20 protein-coding genes are annotated in these 21,681 nt (G+C 58.2%); 9 read left to right on the top strand and 11 right to left on the bottom strand.

What is annotated here, in order from left to right; translation table 11 throughout:
* Positions 1–47 precede the first annotated feature (47 nt).
* The 3 genes from GGU46_RS06640 to mltG form a co-directional block, all read right to left on the bottom strand.
* Positions 48–1,016: a YihY/virulence factor BrkB family protein gene (locus GGU46_RS06640; RefSeq protein ID WP_183402778.1), complete on the bottom strand. Its 969-nt coding sequence runs from the start codon at positions 1,014–1,016 to the stop codon at positions 48–50.
* A 148-nt stretch (positions 1,017–1,164) separates the two neighbouring features.
* A complete protein-coding gene (locus GGU46_RS06635; protein ID WP_183402777.1) occupies positions 1,165–1,650 on the bottom strand; it encodes an acyl-CoA thioesterase in 486 nt (161 codons plus the stop codon).
* Positions 1,651–1,734: 84 nt separating this feature from the next.
* Positions 1,735–2,811: an endolytic transglycosylase MltG gene (mltG, locus tag GGU46_RS06630; protein ID WP_183402776.1), complete on the bottom strand. Its 1,077-nt coding sequence runs from the start codon at positions 2,809–2,811 to the stop codon at positions 1,735–1,737.
* A 132-nt stretch (positions 2,812–2,943) separates the two neighbouring features.
* Between mltG and GGU46_RS06625 the strand changes: the two genes are divergently transcribed.
* The gene (locus GGU46_RS06625) at positions 2,944–3,930 is read left to right on the top strand and encodes a T9SS type A sorting domain-containing protein (RefSeq protein WP_183402775.1); all 987 of its coding nucleotides are present in this window, start codon (positions 2,944–2,946) and stop codon (positions 3,928–3,930) included.
* 191 nt (positions 3,931–4,121) lie between these two features.
* Positions 4,122–4,751 (top strand): L-threonylcarbamoyladenylate synthase, encoded by a 630-nt coding sequence (locus GGU46_RS06620; protein WP_139924072.1) that lies wholly within the window; start codon positions 4,122–4,124, stop codon positions 4,749–4,751.
* A gap of 210 nt (positions 4,752–4,961) precedes the next feature.
* Here GGU46_RS06620 and GGU46_RS06615 read toward each other — a convergent pair whose 3' ends face one another.
* A complete protein-coding gene (locus GGU46_RS06615; protein ID WP_183402774.1) occupies positions 4,962–5,870 on the bottom strand; it encodes a lysophospholipid acyltransferase family protein in 909 nt (302 codons plus the stop codon).
* Positions 5,867–6,751 (bottom strand): hypothetical protein, encoded by an 885-nt coding sequence (locus tag GGU46_RS06610; protein WP_183402773.1) that lies wholly within the window; start codon positions 6,749–6,751, stop codon positions 5,867–5,869. The genes GGU46_RS06615 and GGU46_RS06610 overlap by 4 nt, the downstream gene beginning before the upstream one ends.
* 231 nt (positions 6,752–6,982) lie before the next feature.
* Here GGU46_RS06610 and GGU46_RS06605 point away from each other — a divergent pair, with 231 nt between their 5' ends.
* Together GGU46_RS06605 and GGU46_RS06600 are read left to right on the top strand one after the other, a co-directional pair.
* Positions 6,983–7,606, top strand: coding sequence for a WbqC family protein (locus GGU46_RS06605; protein WP_183402772.1), 624 nt, complete (start codon positions 6,983–6,985; stop codon positions 7,604–7,606).
* A 119-nt stretch (positions 7,607–7,725) separates the two neighbouring features.
* Positions 7,726–10,347 (top strand): ATP-dependent Clp protease ATP-binding subunit, encoded by a 2,622-nt coding sequence (locus tag GGU46_RS06600; protein ID WP_183402771.1) that lies wholly within the window; start codon positions 7,726–7,728, stop codon positions 10,345–10,347.
* 159 nt (positions 10,348–10,506) lie between these two features.
* On the opposite strand, the gene GGU46_RS06595 is transcribed toward GGU46_RS06600, so the two are convergent.
* The 4 genes from GGU46_RS06595 to GGU46_RS06580 all read right to left on the bottom strand — a co-directional run bounded on the left by GGU46_RS06595 (position 10,507) and on the right by GGU46_RS06580 (position 14,054).
* Positions 10,507–11,487 carry a glycosyltransferase family 2 protein gene (locus GGU46_RS06595; protein WP_183402770.1) on the bottom strand — a complete coding sequence of 327 codons (981 nt, stop codon included), beginning with the start codon at positions 11,485–11,487 and terminating at the stop codon, positions 10,507–10,509.
* A gap of 9 nt (positions 11,488–11,496) precedes the next feature.
* Positions 11,497–12,153: a methyltransferase gene (locus GGU46_RS06590; protein ID WP_183402769.1), complete on the bottom strand. Its 657-nt coding sequence runs from the start codon at positions 12,151–12,153 to the stop codon at positions 11,497–11,499.
* Positions 12,154–12,184: 31 nt separating this feature from the next.
* Positions 12,185–12,892, bottom strand: coding sequence for a WbqC family protein (locus GGU46_RS06585; protein ID WP_183402768.1), 708 nt, complete (start codon positions 12,890–12,892; stop codon positions 12,185–12,187).
* Between the two features lie 82 nt (positions 12,893–12,974).
* The gene (locus GGU46_RS06580; RefSeq protein ID WP_183402767.1) at positions 12,975–14,054 is read right to left on the bottom strand and encodes a DegT/DnrJ/EryC1/StrS family aminotransferase; all 1,080 of its coding nucleotides are present in this window, start codon (positions 14,052–14,054) and stop codon (positions 12,975–12,977) included.
* A gap of 348 nt (positions 14,055–14,402) precedes the next feature.
* Here GGU46_RS06580 and GGU46_RS06575 point away from each other — a divergent pair, with 348 nt between their 5' ends.
* The 4 genes from GGU46_RS06575 to GGU46_RS06560 all read left to right on the top strand — a co-directional run bounded on the left by GGU46_RS06575 (position 14,403) and on the right by GGU46_RS06560 (position 18,509).
* The gene (locus GGU46_RS06575; RefSeq protein WP_183402766.1) at positions 14,403–15,971 is read left to right on the top strand and encodes an acyl-CoA carboxylase subunit beta; all 1,569 of its coding nucleotides are present in this window, start codon (positions 14,403–14,405) and stop codon (positions 15,969–15,971) included.
* A gap of 27 nt (positions 15,972–15,998) precedes the next feature.
* Positions 15,999–16,499, top strand: a complete 501-nt coding sequence (locus tag GGU46_RS06570; RefSeq protein WP_183402765.1) for a DinB family protein — start codon at positions 15,999–16,001, stop codon at positions 16,497–16,499.
* Between the two features lie 23 nt (positions 16,500–16,522).
* Complete coding sequence (locus tag GGU46_RS06565; protein WP_183402764.1) at positions 16,523–17,593, top strand: M42 family metallopeptidase; 1,071 nt, start codon at positions 16,523–16,525, stop codon at positions 17,591–17,593.
* Positions 17,594–17,702: 109 nt separating this feature from the next.
* On the top strand, positions 17,703–18,509 hold the full coding sequence (locus tag GGU46_RS06560; protein ID WP_246398889.1) for a helical backbone metal receptor: 807 nt from the start codon (positions 17,703–17,705) through the stop codon (positions 18,507–18,509).
* 60 nt (positions 18,510–18,569) lie between these two features.
* Here GGU46_RS06560 and GGU46_RS06555 read toward each other — a convergent pair whose 3' ends face one another.
* Positions 18,570–19,862, bottom strand: a complete 1,293-nt coding sequence (locus tag GGU46_RS06555; RefSeq protein WP_215906278.1) for a 3-phosphoshikimate 1-carboxyvinyltransferase — start codon at positions 19,860–19,862, stop codon at positions 18,570–18,572.
* Between the two features lie 92 nt (positions 19,863–19,954).
* Complete coding sequence (gene aroB, locus GGU46_RS06550; RefSeq protein ID WP_215906277.1) at positions 19,955–20,995, bottom strand: 3-dehydroquinate synthase; 1,041 nt, start codon at positions 20,993–20,995, stop codon at positions 19,955–19,957.
* A gap of 124 nt (positions 20,996–21,119) precedes the next feature.
* Between aroB and GGU46_RS06545 the strand changes: the two genes are divergently transcribed.
* Positions 21,120–21,563, top strand: coding sequence for a hypothetical protein (locus GGU46_RS06545; protein ID WP_183402763.1), 444 nt, complete (start codon positions 21,120–21,122; stop codon positions 21,561–21,563).
* Positions 21,564–21,681: the final 118 nt, after the last annotated feature.

Raw genomic sequence — 21,681 nt, 5'->3', positions numbered from 1 at the left:
ACTTTTTTTAGGAAGCTCCTTCTTACCAGCTCATTTTCAACCACAAATTATTTTGACCGGGCCGTCGCCATCGGGAGTGGGCGCTTAAGCCGGCCCGTTACGGCATCAATGCTCACGTTTACTTCAAATCCCAGAATCAGGGTCATACACACAAAATCAAGCCACACCATAAAGCCCACCAGCGTACCAATGGAGCCGTAAAAGTGGTTGTAGCTGTCGAAAATTTTGACGTAAAGAATGAACAGAAACGATACCAGGAAAATAAGCAGCGTGGCCACCACTGAGCCGGCCGAAAGAAACGGCCATTTATCGTGCACCGGGGGCACGTAGTAGTACACCAGGCAGGTAGTGAGCAGGAACAGCCCCACCACCGAGCCGTAGCGCAGTAGGGCAATCAGCTGATTCGTCAGGTGCTCGGGCACAATTTCGTGGTACACCAGCGCGTCAATAATATAGGTTCCGAAGAAGATGCCGGCCACCGAGAACAGCAGTACCGAGGACAGCACCACCGTCAGGAGGGTAGCAATAACGCGCTTACGGACGTAGGTGCGCTTCTTGAACGAGGGGTATTTCTTCTCGAAGGCATCGAGCAGGGCCATAATGCCGTTGGAGCTGAGCACCAGCGCCGTAGCGAAACCAAAGGAAAGCAGCCCGCCGTGCGGAATGTTCACGATATCCTCAATAGTCCCGGAAACGGCCACGTACATTTCCCGCGGAATCAGGTCGGCGAGGAACTGCAGAATGTCGAGGTTGAGATTGGGGACGGGAATGTAGGGAATGAGGGTGAACAGGAAGATGATGGTCGGGAAAATGGCAATGGTGAAATTGAAGGCCATGTAGCTGGCCCGCTTGGCAATGCCATCGAGCTTGATTTCCTGCAGCAGCCGGTCCACCACATCGTACACCGAGGCCTGCCCGCCGTGGAAGCGCAGCCGCTTCAGCAGCACGATAAAGCGCCGGTAGCTGCGGCGGCGACGCACATCGGGCAAATGATAACGACGAACGGGAAGGCGCATACAGGGAGTAATTGGGTAGCGGAGTAACGGAGTAATCGGCAAGGCAGTTCGCCCTGCGTAACCACCCGGTTCCTGAGCAGCCGGCCGAAAACAAGCGGCCCTGCACATATGCTCAGTTACGCAGCTCCTCAACTACTCTAGTGTTACTCTATTTCAGGAAAGCCGCCGGGGCGGGAGCATCGGTGGGGGCTTTGGGCGGCGTGAGGGGGCCGGCGGTTTCGTCGTCGGTGAAGTAGGGCGCCAGCTTGGCCTGAATATCGGCCGGAATAGCCCCGGGCCGGCCGGTAGCCATGCTCACGAACACCATCAGGGTGTGGCCTTCGGTCAGGAGCTCATCGGCTTCGTTGCGGATTTCATATTCAAACAATATCCGGGAGCCTTCGGGGGGCTGCCGGAGCAGGAGGCGCACGGTCAGCAGGTCGTCGTAGCGGGCGGGGCGGCGGAAGCGGGTGCGGATTTCGCCTACCGGCATGCCTACCCCATCGGCCTCCAGATCCTTGTACCGGATGCCCAGCTGCCGGAAAGCCTCGGTGCGGGCTACCTCAAAATAAGCCGCATAGTTACCGTGGTACACGTAGCCCATCTGGTCGGTTTCGGCGTACCGAACGCGGATGTGGGTGTCGTAGGAATACATATCAGTTGTGAGTTGTCAGTTGCGGGTTGCCAGTTACCGGTCATCTTCCACTGACAACCAGTAACTGGCAACCCTCCACTGAATTTACTTCATAATGCCGGCCCGGCTGAGGGCGGCCTGGTAGCGGCGGGCGTTTACGAGGTGCTCCTGCTCGTTGCGGGCAAAGGCGTGGTAGCCGCTGAAATCCTCTTTGGCGCAGAAGTAAAGGTAGTCGTGGCTTTCGGGGTTCAGCACGGCATCAATGCTGGCAATGCTGGGCAGGTTGATGGGGCCGGGCGGCAGGCCGCCGTATTTGTAGGTGTTGTAGGGCGAGTCTTTGGCCAGGTGCACGTTGAGCACGCGCTTGATGGTAAAGTCGCGGTTGGCGTACACCACGGTGGGGTCGGCCTGTAGCTTCATGCCGCGCTTGAGGCGGTTGAGGTACACGCCGGCCACCCGGGGCCGCTCGTCGGCGTGCTGCTGCTGCTCGGCCTCCACAATGCTGGCCAAGGTGCTCACTTCGGCCCGGCTCAGGCCCAACTTTTTGCGCTGGGCGTCGCGCTCCGGCGTCCAGAACTTCTCATACTCCTTCTTCATCCGGTGCATGAGGTTGTCGGCGGAGGTGTTCCAGAGCAGCTCGTAGGTGTTCGGAATGAACATGGTGAGAATGCTCGTGGTATCGAAACCCAGGCTTTTGGTGTAGGCCGGCGAGGTCAGCAGAGAATCAAACTGGCCGGGGCGCGCATCAATGGTGGTGCTCAACTTGCGGGCCAGGTCCTGCCGCAGCCGGATGTTCTGGAACGTCAGCATCAGGGGCAGCTTGTTGCTACCCGTGCGCAAATCATTAATCAGCTGCCGGTTGGTGTAGCCATTTTTCAGCTCGTAGCGGCCGGGCTTTACCAGCTGGTCGTACTTCAGCAGGCGGGCCACAAAGCGCAGGCTGAGCTTGTCAATGACTACGCCGGTGGCCTCAATGGAATCCAGCACAGCTTTGGCCGACTCTCCCCGCCGCACGACCACGTAGGCCGGCCGGCCCTTGGTATCAATATTAGGCGTGAAAAAAACCTGGTAGAAATAGTAGGAAAAAGTGACAAGCAGCAACCCAAAAATACCGGTAACGTATGCAAACCGGTTGCGACGGCGCGTGGCGTTGGCTTTGTAATCGATGCGGGTTTTGGCCATGAAGCGGAAGAGGTAACAAAACGGTAACATTGCATATCCAATCTTATATTGGACCTGGCAACGGATAGCAGGTAGATTTGCTGCTCAAAAGTACGAGTTCTAATTCTTCACCCCTTTCTCTTTTCTTTTATCATGCAACACTCTTACACTTCCAAATCGGTGTTCCGCAGCCTGCTGGGCTTGCTACTGGGCACGGGCGCCTGTGTTTCAGCCTCGGCGCAAACGGTTACTCCTGTTAGCGTAGCGGCCGGCGCTATTTACACCCAAAACTTTGATGGCATTGGGGTGGCGGGTACTACGTATCCGGCTGGCTGGAGCGCAGTCCGTCTGGGGGGCTCTGGCACCCTGAACCAGGCACTGGATCTATCTGCTTCCGATGGCAATAGCACGTCGGGCGGCATCTATAACGTAGGTCTGGCTAATGACCCCGACCGTGCGTTTGGTACTATTGCCTCGGGCTCGACGGTACCCGCTTTCGGGGCAGCGTTCACCAACGGCACAGGCGCCGCGGTAACCCGGGTGAACATGGCCTTTCGGGGCGAGCAGTGGAAATCCGGTAGCGCCGTTGACCTGACGGAAGTGCTGGCCTTTGAATATAGCCTGGATGCCACCAGCCTGACCACCGGCACCTGGACGGCTGTAACGGCTCTCAATATCACGGAGGTAGCTAACGCTAACGTATCTACGGCTCCTATTAACGGCAATGAAGCCGCTAACCGGGCGGCCATTGCTGGCTCGATCAGTAATATCACCTGGCCGGCCGGCGCTACCATGTGGATCCGCTGGAAAGACACCAACGACGGGGGTACCGATGCCCTGCTGGCCGTTGATGATTTCGCTATTTCTACGGGCACTACCGCGCTGAGCAGCCGCAACGTTATTGCCGCCAGCAACGTGGCTATTTTCCCTAACCCCACCGCTGAGGCTGTGACCATTCAGGTTTCGGGCCGCGCCCAGAAAGCTGCCGTAACCGTTTCGGACCTGATGGGCCGCACGGTACTGCGCGGCACCGCCGCCGCCGATGGCACTTTCAGCCTCCGCTCCCTGCAGGCCGGCAACTACGTGGTGCAGGTACAAAACGGCGACTCGTTCAGCACCCACAAAGTAACCAAGCAATAAGCTGACCGCCTATCTATAAGAAAAGCCCCGGCCCATGGCGCCGGGGCTTTTTTTGTGCCGCTGCTGCAGGCAGCGGCAACCCGCCGGGAGTTTTTATCGAAAAGGGTAGCAGGTTTCTTTAGGGCCTTGTACCTTGACCGTCCCCGTCGTCCGCCGGCGCCGGGTTTGCTGCTTACTCAACTGCCTTCGCTATGTCTGCAACTTTGCTTCGCATTCACCCCGACAACCCACCCCAGAACCGTATTGCCCAAGCCGTAGAAGTGCTGCGGAACGGGGGGGTTATCATTTATCCAACGGACACGGTATATGGCCTGGGCTGCGACATTCATAATGCCCGCGCCGTAGAAAAGCTCTGCCGCATTAAAGGCATTCATCCCGAAAAGGCCAATCTGTCGTTTATCTGCTCCGACCTTTCACATATCACTGACTACGCCAACGGCATTACCACACCCGTGTACAAGGTGCTTAAAAAAGCGCTGCCCGGGCCGTTTACCTTTATTTTTGAAGCTAGTACCAAAGCTCCGCGCTACGGTGGCGTCAAGCGCAAAACCGTTGGTATTCGGGTGCCCGATAACCAGATCTGCACCACTCTGGTGCGCGAGCTGGGTAACCCCATCGTTTCTACTTCCATTCACGACGACGACGAGATTCTGGAGTACAGCACCGACCCCGACCTTATTTTCGAGAAGTATCGTCCGCTGGTGGATCTGGTCATCGACGGCGGTTTCGGCAACAACATTGCCAGCACCGTGGTGGACTGCACCAACGAGGACTTCGACATTATCCGCCAGGGCGCCGGCGACATCGAACAGTATCTGTAGTCTCAGGCGCCAGGTGTTGGGGTAGCCGCGCGAGGCCGACCCATACGCAGTCCGCTACCCCCCCTGGCCGTACAAAGCTCCTCAACAGTAGCACAGGGGTAGCAACCGGCCGCTATTCACACCCAACCAAGCCCCAGCGAAGTGACACCTGCCGTTGAACGGTTAGCGTCGGGGCGCTGGGGCTTTGCTGAGTGTTAGCAGCTACTCAGCTTACTCCGTTACTCTCTTGTGCTTCCACCGGCGGTGAGTCCAGAGGTAATCCGGGGGGAACAGGCGAATATCCTGCTCCAACTGGTGCACGAACGCGGCGGTAAGGGGGAAGTCGTTGGCGGGCAGGGGCGAATCACCATCGTAGAGTTCCGTCAGCACGATTTCGTAGTAGCCTTGCCGTAGGCGCCGGATGCTGACGTACACCACCGGGCACCGGAAACGAGTGGCCAGCCGCTCCGTGCTGGTGTAAAAACCAGCATCCTGGTTCATGAAGGTAGTCCAGTACGGCCGGTCCTCCGGGCCCGCGGCCTGGTCTGACAGCATGCTTACTACCCGCACTTCGCCTTTCCGCTGTACCATATCGCGCAAGGTGTCGCGCATAGGAATCAGCCCCGAACCCATGCGGGTGCGCAACCGATACATGAAGCTCTCGAAGAAGGGGTTACTCAGGGGCTTATACACGCCATCTGTGTGCGCTGACAGCCATAAGGCTCCGGAGGTCAGGACCCACTCCCAGTTGCCCGCGTGCGAGGAAAGCCCGAGCACCGTGCGCTGGTTGGCAAAGTGGCGCTCCAGCACTTCCGGATTCCGAAACAACACACGCCGCTTCAGCTCTGCCGCCGGCATGGTTGCCAGTTTAATGACCTCCACCATCACCTGCGAGAAGTGCCAGTAAAACTGGTGCGCCAACTTTTCAATTTCAGCTCCCGATTTTTCTGGAAAAGAATTGCGCAGGTTTTCCAGTACCACGCGCTTACGGTAGCGCACCACATACGCCAGCAGCAGGTAAAATCCCCGGGCCACAGCGTACAGCACTGGGAAGGGCAGGTACGAGAGGCCGAGGAGCAACCATTCTACCGGCCGGTAATACCAGGGGTAGGATTTTGGGGCAACGCGGGCCGCACTCATCGGGGCATAACGGCCCCAGCCGGAGCGTAATCGGCCGGGTTGCGGCGCACGGTGGTGGTTTGGGTGGTCAGCACTTGATTTTTAGCGTTTCGAATTTCCAGCGTGAGCAGGTACTCGCCGGCTGGTACCTTCGTCAGGTCCAACTCACCGGTTAGCACTGTGGGCCTACCCTCCGCACCTTGCGTAGCGCCCTGGCTGGCCACAGCATCCTTGGTAGTTTTGGCAGCCCGCAACCGGTAGCGAAGAACCAGCGGCTGCCCGGCCGAGGCATTGTACAGCTCGGCGTAAAAGTACAGCTTATCCATGCCGCGCGCATACAGTCCGCCCGGAGTTCGGGTCAGGCTCAGGCCATTTCGTATAAAATTATTTGCTTCCACAGTAGAGCGGCTGGCCGGCTTGCTGAGCAGTACTACGTCGCTCAGCCCGGGTTTCGTGCTGCTAAACTCCATTACCAGAGGCCGTTCTACAATATCGGTGTTGGCGGCGCGGTACTGGTCGCGGAGGTGGCCACGCAGGATATAGCGCCCTTCGGGCAGCGTAATGCGCTTTTGAAAGCTGATCGGGTTTTTGATGGCCGCTGTGGTATCGCGCAACACTGGGGGCCGCAGGGTTATGGTTTCCTGATAGATAGCCGAGCCATCGGGGCGCACGGCCTCCAGCGTAACGGTAGCCCCGGCCTGAAACAGCTTGGGGCCCCGGCGCTGGTACGTCAGGTGCTTGCCCGACACGGTAGCGTAGATTTCTACTGTTCCGCCCTTCACGGCCACATCCGTGCTCCGGAAACGGGCTACGTCCAGCTGCAGCTGGTGTTGGGCCCGGACCGCCGCGAAGGGTAGGCAAAGCAGGCAAATGGTCAGCAGAAGTCTGAGTCCGGAGGGCATAGTGTCAGAATGTCGGTACATTAAAAAGGCCGGTTCGCCTGAAACGGCGGTGGGCAAACACGGTCCTCCCTGATGGCGTTTCAAAAGTACTGTCCCACTTTTGTACAAACCTTCCCCATATTCGGAAGCAAGGCCGCTGCCGCCGGTCGGTTTCGGCACTGGGCCTCCGTATTTGCCCGTTGGGCCGTATTATCACGCTTTCCTTGCCGTTGGTGGCACTAGTTTTTTTTCATGCCCGCTATTCTTTTCGAGTCGCAGTACAATCCGCCCGCGGCCTTTTTTGCTGAACTTCTTGGCGCCGAGGCTCTCTACCTGGAAGCCCATGACAACTACCGCAAACAAACGTACCGCAACCGCTGTCTTATCCTCACGGCCCAGGGAGTACAGCCGCTGACCGTGCCGGTTATTGATGGCAACCGGAGCGAAAAAGTGCTAACATCGGCCATTGAAATCGACTACCGCCAGAATTGGGTACACCGACACTGGCGCACCCTGCAAACCGCTTACGGCGGCTCGCCGTATTTCGAGTACTACGCCGACTATCTGCACGATATCTACGTACAAAAGCCTTCCCTTCTGTTCGAGTTAAACCTGAGCTTGCTGCGGCTGCAGCTGCGCTGCCTGCGGCTACGGTTGCCCATTCATCTCACCCCCGAGTACTACCCCTCTCCTACCCCTGTCTCTCTGCTGGATCGGCGCGATTGGCTGACACCGAAAGCAGCGGCCCCGGCGGAACCTGACAGGACGTCGGTTCGGCCCTACCGGCAGACGTTTGGTAAAGATTTTGTACCGGGACTCAGCATCTTAGACCTGCTTTTTACGCAGGGACCGGCCGCCGGCAGTTTTCTTACGTAGTGTACTTGCCGCCTCCGAACCTTAGCCCGCCTCCTTCTGTTTTCAGAGTACAGCGGCCCAACCCGCCAGGCCTGTCTTAGGGCTTGCGGGGTTCCGTTTTTCTTCACTACCTTATCTGCATGGAAGCTAAATTCTCAAATCGTGTCAAGGAGGTCATCTCCCTGAGCCGGGAGGAAGCCATCCGGCTCGGGCACGACTATATCGGTACTGAGCACTTATTGCTGGGCATGATTCGCGAGGGGGAAGGCACGGCCATTGGTCTGCTCAAGAAATTGGGCGTATCCGTGGACGAGCTGAAGTACGCTCTCGAACAGGCTACCCGCAATACCGCTACCCAGGGCACGAGCATTACCGGCTCCATCCCCCTGACGAAGCAGACCGAGAAAGTACTCAAGATTACCTACCTGGAAGCTAAAATCTTCAAAAGCGAAATCATTGGCACGGAGCACCTGCTGCTGTCGATTCTGCGCGATGAAGACAACATTTCGTCCCAAATCCTGAGCAAATTCAACGTGAACTACGAATCCGTACGTGATTCGCTGGACTACCACGGTAACACGGCGAACAACCCCACCAACGGCCCCGAGGCCGACGACGACGACAACGACCGCCTCTTTGGTGGCAGCGCAGGCCGCGGCGGTGCCGGCGCCGGGGCTACCCCTAAGAAGGGCAACGAGAAGTCGCGCACGCCGGTGCTCGATAACTTCGGCCGCGACCTGACCAAGCTCGCCGAGGAAGACAAGCTCGACCCCATTGTAGGCCGCGAAAAAGAAATCGAGCGGGTTGCTCAGATTCTGTCGCGCCGCAAAAAGAACAACCCCATCCTGATTGGTGAGCCCGGCGTAGGTAAGACCGCCATTGCCGAAGGCCTCGCCCTGCGCATCATCCAGAAGAAGGTGTCGCGCGTGCTGTTCGGCAAACGCGTCGTTACGCTCGACCTTGCCTCGCTGGTAGCGGGTACCAAATACCGCGGCCAGTTCGAGGAGCGTATGAAGGCCGTGATGAATGAGTTGGAGAAGTCGCCCGACGTGATTTTGTTCATTGACGAACTGCACACCATTGTAGGTGCTGGCGGCGCTTCCGGCTCGCTGGATGCCAGCAATATGTTCAAGCCCGCCCTGGCCCGCGGCGAAATCCAATGCATTGGCGCTACCACGCTTGATGAGTATCGTCAGTACATCGAGAAGGATGGTGCCCTAGCCCGTCGTTTCCAGATGGTAATGGTGGACCCCACCACGCCCGAGGAAACCATCGAAATCCTGAACAACATCAAGGACAAGTATCAGGACCACCACCACGTTCTGTACACCGATAAGGCCATTGAAGCCTGCGTGAAGCTGTCGGACCGCTACATGTCGGACCGTTTCCTGCCAGATAAGGCCATCGACATTCTGGACGAGGCCGGGGCCCGCGTGCACATCAATAACATTGTGGTGCCCGAGGATATTCTCAAGCTCGAAGAGCAGATTGAGAACATCAAGACGGAGAAAAACCGCGTGGTGAAGTCGCAGAAATACGAGGAAGCCGCCAAGCTGCGCGACACGGAGAAGAAGCTGATTGATCAGCTCGACCAGGCCAAGAAGGACTGGGAAGAAGAGACCAAGAAGAAGCGCTACACCGTGAAGGAGGAAAACGTGGCCGAGGTTATTGCCATGATGACCGGCATCCCTGTTTCGCGTGTGGCTCAGAACGAAAGCTCCAAGCTCCTGAAAATGGGCGAAGAGCTGCAGGGCAAGGTAATCGGACAGGACAAGGCCATCAAGCAACTGGTGAAAGCCATCCAGCGTACCCGCGTAGGCCTGAAAGATCCGAAGAAGCCGATTGGCTCGTTCGTGTTCCTCGGCCCGACGGGGGTAGGTAAAACGGAACTGGCCAAGGTGCTGGCTACCTACCTCTTCGACAAGGAAGATTCGCTGGTGCGGATTGACATGTCGGAGTACATGGAGAAGTTCAGCATCTCGCGCCTGGTAGGCGCGCCTCCCGGCTACGTGGGCTACGAGGAAGGCGGTCAGCTGACGGAGAAAATCCGCCGCAAGCCCTACTCGGTTATCCTGCTCGACGAGATTGAAAAGGCCCACCCCGACGTGTATAACCTGCTGCTGCAGGTGCTCGACGACGGTATCCTGACCGATGGATTGGGCCGTAAGGTGGACTTCCGTAACACCATCATCATCATGACCTCGAACATTGGGGCCCGTGACCTGCAGGACTTCGGTGCTGGCATCGGTTTCGGCACCAAGGCTCGCCAGGAAAACATGGATGAGATTACCAAGGGCACCATCACCAACGCCCTGCGGAAAACCTTCTCGCCGGAATTCCTCAACCGTCTGGACGACGTTATCGTGTTCAACTCCCTGGAGAAGCAGGATATTCACCGCATCATCGACATTTCGCTGTCGAAGCTGCTGGGCCGCATCCAGACGTTGGGCTACCGCGTGGAGCTGACCGACGCCGCCAAGGACTTCGTGGCCGAGAAAGGCTACGATCCTAAATACGGCGCACGCCCATTGAACCGGGCTATCCAGAAGTACATCGAAGACCCGATTGCCGAGGAAATCCTGAAAGCGGAAATTGCCCAGGGCGACGTCATCACGGCTGACTACACGGCCGGCGCCGAAGAGCTGACCTTCTCGGTAAGCAAGAGCGGTGAGCAACTCAACCTCGCCAGCGACGAGCGACCCGAAGAAGCTCCTGAGCCCAACGACGACGAGCCGAACGACTCGAAGAAGAAAGGCGAATAATCAGCTGGAGTAAACAAAAACAGCCGGTTCCTGCAAAGGAACCGGCTGTTTTTGTTTGACTTAGTTACTACTGTGAAACCTGACCATTAAACTCAGCGCAGACTTTCTACTACACTTAGTTAATAACGCAGGCGCTACCCATACCGGGTGAATAGTAGATTATTTGGAAGCCAGCTTCCCTAGCGCACGCAATACAGCGGCGGTGTACCGGTGCGGCCGACTAAAAGTTACCGAGGAAGGTGGAACGTAGGACCAGTCAATTGACTGAAAATAGCGATAAGCGGCTTTCATTTTCCCGCGCTTCAGCTTGGTAAACAGCAGTTCATAGAGAATAAGCTGACGCTCTACGGCTAACTGCTGCTGATAGCGGGCGGGTAGATGCTGCTGCAAAATGTTAAAGAAGAGCAGAGAATCCTGACGTTTTTTCAACCAGCTGGCACCAGTAAAAGCTCCTTTCGCGTGGCGACGGTACACGCCCATTACCTCGGGCAGGTAGCAGGCCCTACCACCGGCAGCCAACACCAGGTAGTAAATAGCCAGATCCGGATACGGCAGCTGATAATAGTAAGCTGGTAATTCCGGAGTCAGTCGCCGGAATATTGCTGATACGGTATATATAGGATTGCCAAGGTGGATGAACTCATGAAGATCCAGGCCTTGGGAGACGCTGGACCAAGCAGGGTGAGGTGGCAGGGTATACCGGCCGGAGCTTTCGTCGTACACCTGTACGGAGTGGAAGCTGATGTTGCACGTGGCATCAGCTTCCATTAAGTCAATTTGCTTTTGCAGCTTCTGCGAGTCCGTCCAGTAATCGTCGCCATCGAGCATAGCCACGTATTTGCCCCGGCACATAGCAAAGGTTGGTTCCAACACCGGCACCATACCCAGGTTTTCAGGCGAGAGAAACAACTTGATGCGGTCGGGGTACTTCTCCTTATAGGCCAGCACTATCTCGCGCGTGCGGTCAGAGGAACAGTCTTCTCCTATAACCAGCTCAACCGCAAAGGTTGTTTTCTGCATTAGTACGCCTTCAATGGCTTGCGCGATGTAGGGCTCGTGGTTGTAGGTAATCAACCAGACGCTCACCAGGGGCACCCGCTCGGAGTTAGGCGCAGTGGGTGGGAAAACAGAAGTGTCCATGCCTGGGGCCTAACGCTGGGGCTCCCGGTACACGTAGGCCGTATATTCGTACAGGCCATAATCGTGACGAATGACCACGTGCCGGCTCAGATGCTTTTTTAGGAAAGCCATCAGCATATCCAGGGGTAGGTGAAAGAGGTCCTCCCGTTCCCAGTCTACGTGCTTGGTCATTACGTTAAAAGCCAATCCGACCCGTGCCTTTGCGAATACGGTGAGCAGTAGTTGCTGCGCATAAGCCCACATGTCGTCGAAGCCCACGGTGCATTTCTGAGTGAGCACCCCGTTCATCAGAATGTAGTCATATTCCGGCAGGTTTTCTGGCTCACGCAACACGTCCAGGGCCAGAAAGGACACATCGGGGTATTTAGCTCGGGCCAGCTGGAGGTACCGCTCTGATACGTCGAGCCCAGTATAGCTCACCTGGTCTGCCCCCTTTTGATCCAGCAGATACTGATAAAAGTGCGCCGGGCCGCACCCAAAATCCAGAACGCGCGCGGGCGCTGCCCCAGCATCTCGCAGCAGGTCCAGCATCACCCCGTAGCGGGTATGCGCATCGGCCTCGTTGGGCCAGCCTACCCCCAAGTGATTATCGCCGTGAGTGTGCAGGTAGCTTTCGCACTGAGCAACAATGGCATGATGAGGCGAGGAGGTGTTGGTTGGCTGCATGAGGTGAGAGAGAAAGGTGGAAGAACGTTACTTATGCCGCAGACACTTCTGCCTGCGCAAGAGTTTCCCGCACCCAGGCGGGAGAGTTTTGCATTAGCACATCGATGATGGACAAACCCGGCACGAAGGTCGGGGCCGCCTGGGGATATGGCAGCAAGCGGGCCCGCAAGAACTGCAGCTCTACCCCCCGTCCGGCAAAATGAGCGGCGTCGTACAGCGGGCGGCCGGCCTCCATGTTCACGTACTGATCAGCTTTCAGTTCATGGCAGATAGCCAGTATCCGGTCGGCGCCGCTCAGACCCGGCTCTTTCGGTAGCGCCGAGCTCAGGTAGAGCTGCGGCTCCCAGCCCAGGTAGTGGCCCACGGCAAGCAAACTTGCGTGCGCCATGTCAGTAACCGCCAGCGAGGGCGGAGAAAGCAGCACCTGCTCCAGCAACGGAAAGCAAGCGGCGAAATACGGTGCTTTTTTATAGGCTTGCCTGATGGTTTGCAGAAGCTTGCGGCGGGCGTGCTGCTCAGCTTGCACTTGCACCTGCTGAATCAGCTTGTGCTGCGAGACGCCCTCCAGCGGAATCGTAAACAAGTGCTCCTGGCCGTTTACCAGAATACGGTTCCGGTTAATCCACCCCCGCTTGATGAATTGCACATCGTCGAGCAACACAAACTTATCGGCCGCCCGCAAAAGCTGAAAATAGCCTAAGTAGGGAAACAAATACGGCTGCATTACGGCCACGCGCATTATGATTCTGGGTTAAGGAGGGGCAGGGCAGGTGAAGGCAGGATACGAAAGTGCATAGCATCCTTCACGTCCGTCGGATTAGTTAACTACCAATAGCAGCCAGAACAATGGTAGCAATGCGCGCCACGTCGGCTTCGGCCAACTCATAGTAGAGCGGCAGGCACAGCACCCGGCTTGCCGCATCGGCCGCGACCGGGCAGTGGGCGGGCAGCACATACGGTAGGGTGGTTAAGCAGGGGTAGAAGTAGCGCCGAGGGAAAATTTCTGCCTGATTCAACGCTTTACGAACGCGTAACAGGCTGGCCTCCGACTCAAACAAGACGGGATAGTAGGAGTGCACCATTTCCGTGCCGACCGGCAATTGGGGGCGCTGCAACTTGGCGGGGGCTAGCAGCTGGTCGTAAAGCTCCGCCAAGCTACGGCGCCGGGCTATCAACCGGGGGACATAAGGCAACACGCACAACCCCAGCGCCGCGTGAATCTCAGAGTTTTTGGCGTTGATACCCAGACCAGCAAATGAATGCGCATCCTGATGACCGAAGTTACGCAAGTAAGCTAACCGGCGCGCCAAGTCGTCGTCGTTGGTAACGAGAGCCCCCCCTTCACCGGTGTGAAAGAGTTTGGTGGCATGGAAGCTCAGGGTTGAAACATCGCCGTACTGCAGCACCGAGCTACCCCGGTAGCGCACCCCAAACGAATGGGCGGCGTCGTAAATCACGCGCAAGTTGTGGCGGCGGGCCACCCGCTCTATTCCCTCGGTATCGCAGGGCGTGCCAAACACGTGGGTTGCTACAATAGCCTGGGTGGCAGGCGTAATAGCGGCTTCTATCAGGGCCGGATTCAGGCAAAGCGTCTGCGGGTCGATATCCACAAATACCGGCTGGCAGTGCTCCCAGACAAGGCTGCTAGTGGTGGCAACGTAAGAAAATGGGGTGGTTATTACCTCGCCCTGCACGGCGAGGGCACGCACCGCAAGTTGCAGGGCCAGCGTGCCATTGCTCACCAGTATTACGTGTCGCACACCTAAGTATTGGCGCAAAGCCTCCTCTAACTCTAGAACTAAAGGGCCTTCGTTAGTTATCCAGCCACTTTCCCATGCACCTTGCAACCGCTTATGATACTCTTCGAGAGGTGGCAAAAAGGTCTTAGTTACGTTGATCATGCAAGAAATGGCGCGGCCCGGAATACTGCTTTGTACCGCAATATCGTCTTTTCACCTCCCACAACATAAATTTTCTGGTATTAAAATGCATCGATATAAATTATACTGGTTCGTGCAGGCAGCTTGTTAGCAAGAATCGTGTAGCAGCTTAATCAGCTCGTAATCAACTGCTATAGCGTAAACCACCCATAGCTTCATCTACTTTCGTAAGGGTACCCCACCTCTATCATCAGCACTGTGGCTTCCTCCTAAGCCGCGCCAGAATTCTGGTGCGGCTTTTCTTGACCCGTACGTTACCTTTGGCTTCTGACCTACCTAGCACAACCGACTTCCTCAAGCCCACCCCGCATGTCTGATTCGCGCACTGCCGCCCAGTTAAGCAAACTCGAAATCCTCGCCCAGAAAAACCAGGAGGCCCTGCTCGGCGGCGGCCAGGCCCGGATTGATGCCCAGCATAAAAAAGGCAAGCTCACGGCCCGGGAGCGAATTGACTTGCTGCTCGATGAAGGCTCCTTCGAGGAGATTGGCAAGTTCGTGATGCACCGCTCCAAGGACTTTGGCCTGGATAAGGAGTATTACCTCGGCGACGGGGTAGTAACGGGCTACGGCACCGTAAACGGCCGTTTGGTGTACGTTTTCTCCCAGGATTTCACGGTGTTCGGCGGCTCATTGAGCGAAACCCACGCCGAGAAAATCGTGAAGATTATGGACCTGGCCATGAAGAACGGCGCCCCGGTTATCGGCCTGAACGATTCGGGCGGGGCCCGTATTCAGGAAGGGGTAGTAAGCCTGGGCGGCTACGCCGATATCTTTTATAAGAACACCCTGGCCTCGGGCGTGGTGCCGCAGCTTTCGGCCATCATGGGGCCGTGCGCGGGCGGGGCGGTGTACTCGCCGGCCATCACTGATTTCATTCTGATGGTGGAGGACACGAGCTACATGTTCGTAACCGGCCCGAACGTAGTGAAGACGGTAACTCACGAAAACGTAACCAGCGAAGAGCTGGGCGGCGCCAGCACCCACTCCACCAAAAGCGGCGTCACGCACTTCACGGCTCCCAACGAGGTAGCCTGCATCAACCAGCTCAAGGCCCTGCTGAGCTACATGCCCCAGAACTGCGAGGAAACGGCCCCAGTCGTGCCTTACGAAGCCGGCCAGGATGAGTCGCGCGCGGTGCTGGACAGCATCATCCCCGACAACCCCAACCAGCCCTACGATATCCGGGAGGTGATTGAGGGCATCATTGATACCGACTCTTTTCTGGAGGTGCACCAGAACTTCGCCGAAAACATTGTGGTAGGCTTTGCCCGCCTCGGCGGCCGCAGCATTGGCATTGTGGGCAACCAGCCCGCCGTGCTGGCTGGCGTGCTCGATATCAACGCCTCGACCAAAGCGGCCCGCTTCGTGCGCTTCTGCGACTCATTCAACATTCCGCTGCTGGTACTGGAAGACGTGCCCGGCTTCCTGCCCGGCACCGACCAGGAGTGGCGCGGCATCATCACCAACGGGGCCAAGCTGCTCTACGCCTTCTGCGAAGCCACCGTGCCGCGCATCACCGTGATTACCCGCAAAGCCTACGGCGGGGCTTACGACGTGATGAACTCCAAGCACATTGGGGCCGATATGAACTACGCCTGGCCCACCGCTGAAATTGCGGTAATGGGCGCTAAAGGCGCGGCCGAAATCATCTTCAAGCGCGAAATAGCCGCGGCCGAGGACCCCGAAGCCAAGCTCCAGGAAAAGGTGGATGAGTACCAGCAGAAGTTTGCTACCCCCTACCGCGCCGCCCACCGCGGCTTCGTGGATGAAGTAATTCTGCCCTCGCAGACGCGCCAGAAGCTCATCCGGGCGTTCAAGATGCTGGAGAACAAGGTCGATACCCTACCCCGTAAGAAGCACGGAAACATTCCGCTGTAAAGCGCCACCTCTTTCCTTAGTCGAATTATGTATTCTTCTGTTTCGGATTTCGCAACAGACTGGCAGTATGAGGTAGCCGCCACCGGCCGGGTGTTGGCGGCTCTCACGGATGCCTCGCTGGCCCAGCCGGTTGCGCCCGGCGGCCGCACCCTGGGAATGGTAGCCTGGCACATTGTGCAAAGCCTGACGGAAATGCCGCACACGGCCGGAGTTTTGTCCACCGACGAGCTGCACGGACAGGCTATGCCCACTACTGCTCAGGAAATTTATGCAGCGTATCAGCACTGGGCTCCTCAGGTAACTGCAGCTGTTACGGCGCACTGGACCGACGACCAGCTGCGTGATAAGGTGCCAATGTATGGTGATACCTGGGCCAAGGGAACTGTGTTGTCCGTACTTATCCGGCACCAGGCCCACCACCGCGGTCAGCTCACGGTGTTGATGCGCCAGGCTGGCCTGCGGGTGCCGGGCGTGTATGGTCCGGCCCGCGAAGAATGGGCCGACCTGGGCATATCTGCCCCCGCTTAACTCTCCATCTAGCCACTTTTTTCATGCGTCAAGAATCGTTCGACTTCCTTCAGCAATACCTGAACAACCCCTCCCCTACTGGCTTCGAGAAGGAAGGCCAGCAGCTGTGGCTGGAATACCTTAAGCCCTACATCGACGAGTATTTCGTGGATACGTATGGCACCGTGGTGGGGGTAGTAAACCCGGAGGCCAAGTACAAAGTGGTGATTGAGGCCCACGCCGATGAAATCAGCTACTTCGTCAACTACATAACCAAGGAGGGCTACCTCTACCTGCGTAAAAACGGCGGCTCCGACCCCCTGGTAGCCCCCAGCAAGCGCGTGAACATCCACACCAAGAAGGGCATCGTGAAAGCCGTGTTCGGCTGGCCGGCCATTCACGTGCGTAAGGTAGAGCAGGACAAGGCGCCTACCATTGAAACCGTGTTCCTGGACTGCGGCGCTTCCAGCAAAGAGGAAGTCGAGGAAATGGGCATTCACGTGGGCTCGGTCGTGACGTTCGAGGACGAGTTTACGGTGCTCAACGACCGGTTTTACGTGGGCCGGGCCCTCGATAACCGCATTGGCGGCTTCATGATTGCCGAAGTAGCTCGTATGCTCAAGGAAAACGGCAAGCAGCTGCCCTTCGGCCTCTACATTGTGAATGCGGTGCAGGAAGAAATCGGCCTGCGGGGCGCGGAAATGATTGCCCACCGCATTCAGCCCGACGTGGCCATCGTGACGGACGTAATCCACGACACGCAGGCCCCGATGTACGAGAAGAAAACCTCCGGCGACCTGCACTGCGGCAAAGGCCCCGTTATTACCTACGGCCCGGCCGTGCAGAACAACCTGCGCGACCTGATTATTGAAACGGCGGAGGCCAGCGAAATTCTGTTCCAGCGCGCCGCCGCTACCCGCGCCACCGGCACCGATACCGACGCCTTTGCCTACTCCAGCGCCGGCGTCGCCTCGGCCCTGATTTCCCTACCCCTCAAATACATGCACACCACCGTAGAAACCGTGCACAAGGACGACGTAGAGAACGTGACCCGTCTCATCTACGAGACGCTGTTGCGCATTGAGGATGGCCACGATTTCCGCTACTTCAGCTAAGCTTTAGCAGCAACAACTTATCTGAAAGAAGGCTACAGCCTGGGCCCTGCTCAGTGTGTAGCCTTTTTTGCTCCCTCCTACCCCTGTCGCTCACCCTAACCTCCGTTGCATGACTCCTGAGCCGCTGCTCCAGATGCCGCTAACCGTAACCGACCAGATGAACCGGCGCGTGGCCGTGCCGTTTCCACCACGCCGGATTGTATCGTTGGTGCCCTCGCAGACGGAGTTGCTGTTTGATCTGGGGCTGGGCGACCGGGTGGTGGGCGTCACGAAATTCTGCCTGCACCCGGCCGGGGCCCGGCAGTCAGCCACCGTGATTGGCGGCACCAAGAACTTCCACTTCGAGCAGATAGACGAGCTGCGCCCCGACCTTATCATTGGCAACAAGGAGGAAAACTATCAGGACGGAATTGAGCAGCTGGCCGCCCGCTACCCCCTGTGGATGAGCGACATTCTGACGCTGACCGATTCCACGGATATGATTCGGCGGGTGGGCCTGATTACCGGCCGCAAGGAAGCGGCGGAACAGATTAGTCAGGAGATTCTGTGGTCCTTCGCAGCCCTACCCCCGGTGGCGGCCCCAATTCCGGCGGCCTATTTCATCTGGCGTAAGCCGTATATGGTAGCCGCCGCCGGCACCTTCATTGATGACCTGCTGAGCCGGGCGGGCTTCCGCAACGTATTCGGCCACCTCGGCCGCTACCCCGAGGTAACGCCGGAACTCCTCCGGGCCGCAGCGCCCCAGCAGATTCTGCTGTCCTCCGAGCCCTACCCTTTCGGGGAAAAGCACCTGGCCGAGTTCCAGGAAATCTGCCCCCAGGCTCGCATCCGGATTGTGGATGGGGAGCTGTTCAGCTGGTACGGCAGCCGGCTGCGCCACTCGGCGGCTTACGTTAAACAGCTTCAGGCCGGCTAACCAAAACGCCGTGCATTAGGTGATGCACGGCGTTTTGTTGGGAAAGAAGAAGCTACGGATTTAGTACACCGGGGCCGGGGTGGGGCCCGTGGTAAACCCTGCCTGCTCCAGCTCTGCCCAGAATTGGGGGTAGGATTTGCGCACGACCTGGGGCGCCTCCACGGCGAGCGGGCCGCGCAAGGCCAGCGGGGCAAACGCCATGGCCATGCGGTGGTCGTGGTAGGTAGCCACGGTTTGGCCCGCTACCCGGAAATCGGCCGCCGACACCCGGAACACACCGTTGCCCTCATCCGTGAGGCTGCCCCCGAACTTGGCCAGCTCGGTTTGGAGGGCGGCAATGCGGTCGGTTTCCTTGATGCGCAGGCTTTCCAGGCCGGTCATTTCCGCCGGGACGCCGAGGGCAGCGGCCACTACGGCCACCGTTTGGGCCAGATCGGGGCAGTCCGTAAAATCCTGGGTGAGGGTAGCGGCAGGCTCCGTTTGGGTAAGGCGCACGGCTTCATCGGCCAGAAACTCGGTTTTTACGCCCAGCTTCTCCATAATGCCTACAATGGCCTGGTCGCCCTGCCAGGAGTAGCGGCGCAGGGTGGGCAGCGTGAGCGAGGAACCGGCCGGGGCCAGGGCCACCATGGCGTACCAGTAGCTGGCCGCCGACCAGTCGCCTTCCACGGTATAGTTGGTGGGCTGATACGCTTGGGGCCGCACTTCCAGCACCTCGCCCAGGTCGCGGCAACTAGCCCCAAAATGCTGCATCAAGGCCTGCGTCATCCGGATGTAGGGGCGGGAGCCTACCTTGCCGGTCAGCCAGATGCGTAGGCCGTGGGGCAGCGTAGGGCCAATCATGAGCAGGGCCGAAATGTACTGGCTGCTGATGTCGCCACGCACGGTCAACTCAGTGAAATCGGCCTCTTCTTCGGTGGCGGGCTGCGGGGTGCGGCCTTGCAGCCGCAGCGGCGGGTAGCCTTCCTGGCCCTGGTAGTCGATGCGGGCCCCGAGTTGGCGCAGGGCATCCACCAGAATTCCGATGGGCCGCTCCAGCATGCGAGCGGTGCCCGTTAGCTCGGTTTGCCGCCCCGTCATGGCCAGGTAAGCCGTCAGAAAGCGCATCACGGTGCCAGCATCTTCGGCATCAAAGGCAGAAGCCGTGGGCTCCTGCAGCAGACGCCGCATCAGGCGCGTGTCGTTGGCGTCGGAGAGGTTATGCAGTTCCCCTCCTGCTGCCAGGGCCTGAATAATAAGGGCGCGGTTGCTTTCGCTTTTTGAGGCCGGCACCTGCGCTTTGCCGCGTAGCGCCCCACGGCTCCAGGAAAGTGCGATGGAAGAATTAATGATACTATCAACTTTGCAGGGCAAAGCTCCAGCCTCGCACCTCGTGAAACAATGACAACACTGCCCCGCCACAGGCGGCCGCAGTGGCAAAGCTGGAGCTTTGCCCAAAGGGTTAGCTATAACCGGTGGTAGTAGCGCAACGACGCCGCAATTTCTTCCAGCGTTACGGGCTGGTTGTACACTCCCCGGCCAATGCCTTCCAGCAGCGTACAGTTGATACTATTTGCCGCGTTTTTCTTGTCTTGGCGGGCGAAATCAGCAATGGCTTCGGTTTCCAGCGTTACAAACTGCACCTTTTCGAATACCGAGAAGACGAAGGTTTCAATCTGGTCGAGTTCCTGGGCACTGAGCAGGCCCTTGTGGTGGCTTAGCCAGGCCTCGCAGACCAGGCCGGCAGCTACCGCTTCGCCGTGCAGGATTTCGCGGCCGGGCTGGGTAAGCAGGTAGCTTTCGAGGGCGTGGCCCACCGTGTGCCCGAAGTTGAGCAGCTTGCGCGGTCCGCTCTCCAGGGGGTCCTGGGCCACAATGCGCTGCTTCAGCGCCACCGATTCCCGGATGAGCGGCGTCCAGTCATCGACCATGACACCAATGCTGCGGTTGCGGGCAAAGGCCTCGGCATCGGCAATCAGCCAGTGCTTTATTACTTCGGCGTAACCCGATTTCAACTGACGCGGATCCAAGGTTTGCAGGAAGCGCGGCTCGATGCACACGGCTAAGGGCTCCTGAAATACCCCCAGCTGGTTCTTGAACCCCAGAAAATCGACGCCGGTTTTGCCGCCTACGCTGGCATCTACCTGGGCCAGCAGGGTAGTTGGCACCTGCACGAAAGCAATGCCGCGCTTATACAGGGCTGCGCAAAAGCCTCCCAGGTCCGTTACTACTCCGCCCCCTACGTTCACCAGCACCGCGTACCGGTCGGCCTGGGCCTCGGTCAGAGAACTCCAGACGGCTTCGCAGGTCGCCAGAGTCTTAAATTCTTCGCCGGGCGAAATTTCAATAGGGGTATAGCCCGCTGGCAGCTGTCCTTCTACCAGCGGCAGGCAGCAGCGGGCCGTGTTGGCATCCAGCAGTACAAACACCTGGCTAACGGCCGGCCGGCTCAGCAGAGTGCCCAGTCCAGGCAAAGCCTCGGATCCAATGAACAGGTTTTCGTTCAAAATAATATCGTTTTAAAAAAAGTCCTGTCAGCAGTAAAAGAAATCGGACAAAAATAGCTTGCTTTGATGCAACTATTCAGCCTGAATTTCGCTCCTACCAGTGCAACTTACTTTCTATTCAGTTATGACTTCTTTTACGCGTGGTGTATTTGGATTAGCATTGGCGGCTACGGGCTTGGCTGTGGGCGGCTGCAGCCGCGAATCGGTGCCTACTGTAGAGGAAAAGCTAGTGGGGCGCTGGGAGTGGCAGCAAACGGAAACCGGCGACCAACGGGCACTTACGCCCGGCAATACCGGCCACCAGGTGCTGGTAGAGTTTGACCGGCGCGGGCGGGCGCGGTTTTACCAAGATGGGCAGCTGGTAAGTGCGGCGGCTTTCTCTGTCCGGCGCGTGATGAACGGCTTCGGAAAACCCTCACAGCACGTTATTATTTACCGGGGCTACCAAAACAATCAGTACTACTCCGTTTCCGGCAACCGCCTGCACCTGCAGGATGCCAGCGGCAAAAGCTCAGCCCACACCTACATCCGGGCTGCGCCGGAAGTCTCGGCGCGTACACCCCTGTAGAGAGGCCTGTAGCGGCTTTCCCAGAACGCCAGCCCTGGTGTGGATTACGGTGGCGCGGTAGGCAGTAGCCGCGGCATTGCCCGGGCCGGCGGACCGGCCGCTGCTCGGCCGTGGGGCT

It is taken from the genome of Hymenobacter latericoloratus (assembly GCF_014199535.1).
Lineage (GTDB): Bacteria > Bacteroidota > Bacteroidia > Cytophagales > Hymenobacteraceae > Hymenobacter > Hymenobacter latericoloratus.
This window is presented reverse-complemented; position numbering and strand designations above follow the sequence as displayed.

Excerpts from the sequence above, each read along its gene's own strand:
- GGU46_RS06640 (WP_183402778.1), bottom strand. The coding sequence starts at position 1,016 with ATGCGCCTTCCCGTTCGTCGTTATCATTTGCCCGATGTGCGTCGCCGC.
- GGU46_RS06635 (WP_183402777.1), bottom strand. The coding sequence starts at position 1,650 with ATGTATTCCTACGACACCCACATCCGCGTTCGGTACGCCGAAACCGAC.
- mltG (WP_183402776.1), bottom strand. The coding sequence starts at position 2,811 with ATGGCCAAAACCCGCATCGATTACAAAGCCAACGCCACGCGCCGTCGC.
- GGU46_RS06625 (WP_183402775.1), top strand. The coding sequence starts at position 2,944 with ATGCAACACTCTTACACTTCCAAATCGGTGTTCCGCAGCCTGCTGGGC.
- GGU46_RS06620 (WP_139924072.1), top strand. The coding sequence starts at position 4,122 with ATGTCTGCAACTTTGCTTCGCATTCACCCCGACAACCCACCCCAGAAC.
- GGU46_RS06615 (WP_183402774.1), bottom strand. The coding sequence starts at position 5,870 with ATGAGTGCGGCCCGCGTTGCCCCAAAATCCTACCCCTGGTATTACCGG.
- GGU46_RS06610 (WP_183402773.1), bottom strand. The coding sequence starts at position 6,751 with ATGCCCTCCGGACTCAGACTTCTGCTGACCATTTGCCTGCTTTGCCTA.
- GGU46_RS06605 (WP_183402772.1), top strand. The coding sequence starts at position 6,983 with ATGCCCGCTATTCTTTTCGAGTCGCAGTACAATCCGCCCGCGGCCTTT.
- GGU46_RS06600 (WP_183402771.1), top strand. The coding sequence starts at position 7,726 with ATGGAAGCTAAATTCTCAAATCGTGTCAAGGAGGTCATCTCCCTGAGC.
- GGU46_RS06595 (WP_183402770.1), bottom strand. The coding sequence starts at position 11,487 with ATGGACACTTCTGTTTTCCCACCCACTGCGCCTAACTCCGAGCGGGTG.
- GGU46_RS06590 (WP_183402769.1), bottom strand. The coding sequence starts at position 12,153 with ATGCAGCCAACCAACACCTCCTCGCCTCATCATGCCATTGTTGCTCAG.
- GGU46_RS06585 (WP_183402768.1), bottom strand. The coding sequence starts at position 12,892 with ATGCGCGTGGCCGTAATGCAGCCGTATTTGTTTCCCTACTTAGGCTAT.
- GGU46_RS06580 (WP_183402767.1), bottom strand. The coding sequence starts at position 14,054 with ATGATCAACGTAACTAAGACCTTTTTGCCACCTCTCGAAGAGTATCAT.
- GGU46_RS06575 (WP_183402766.1), top strand. The coding sequence starts at position 14,403 with ATGTCTGATTCGCGCACTGCCGCCCAGTTAAGCAAACTCGAAATCCTC.
- GGU46_RS06570 (WP_183402765.1), top strand. The coding sequence starts at position 15,999 with ATGTATTCTTCTGTTTCGGATTTCGCAACAGACTGGCAGTATGAGGTA.
- GGU46_RS06565 (WP_183402764.1), top strand. The coding sequence starts at position 16,523 with ATGCGTCAAGAATCGTTCGACTTCCTTCAGCAATACCTGAACAACCCC.
- GGU46_RS06560 (WP_246398889.1), top strand. The coding sequence starts at position 17,703 with ATGACTCCTGAGCCGCTGCTCCAGATGCCGCTAACCGTAACCGACCAG.
- GGU46_RS06545 (WP_183402763.1), top strand. The coding sequence starts at position 21,120 with ATGACTTCTTTTACGCGTGGTGTATTTGGATTAGCATTGGCGGCTACG.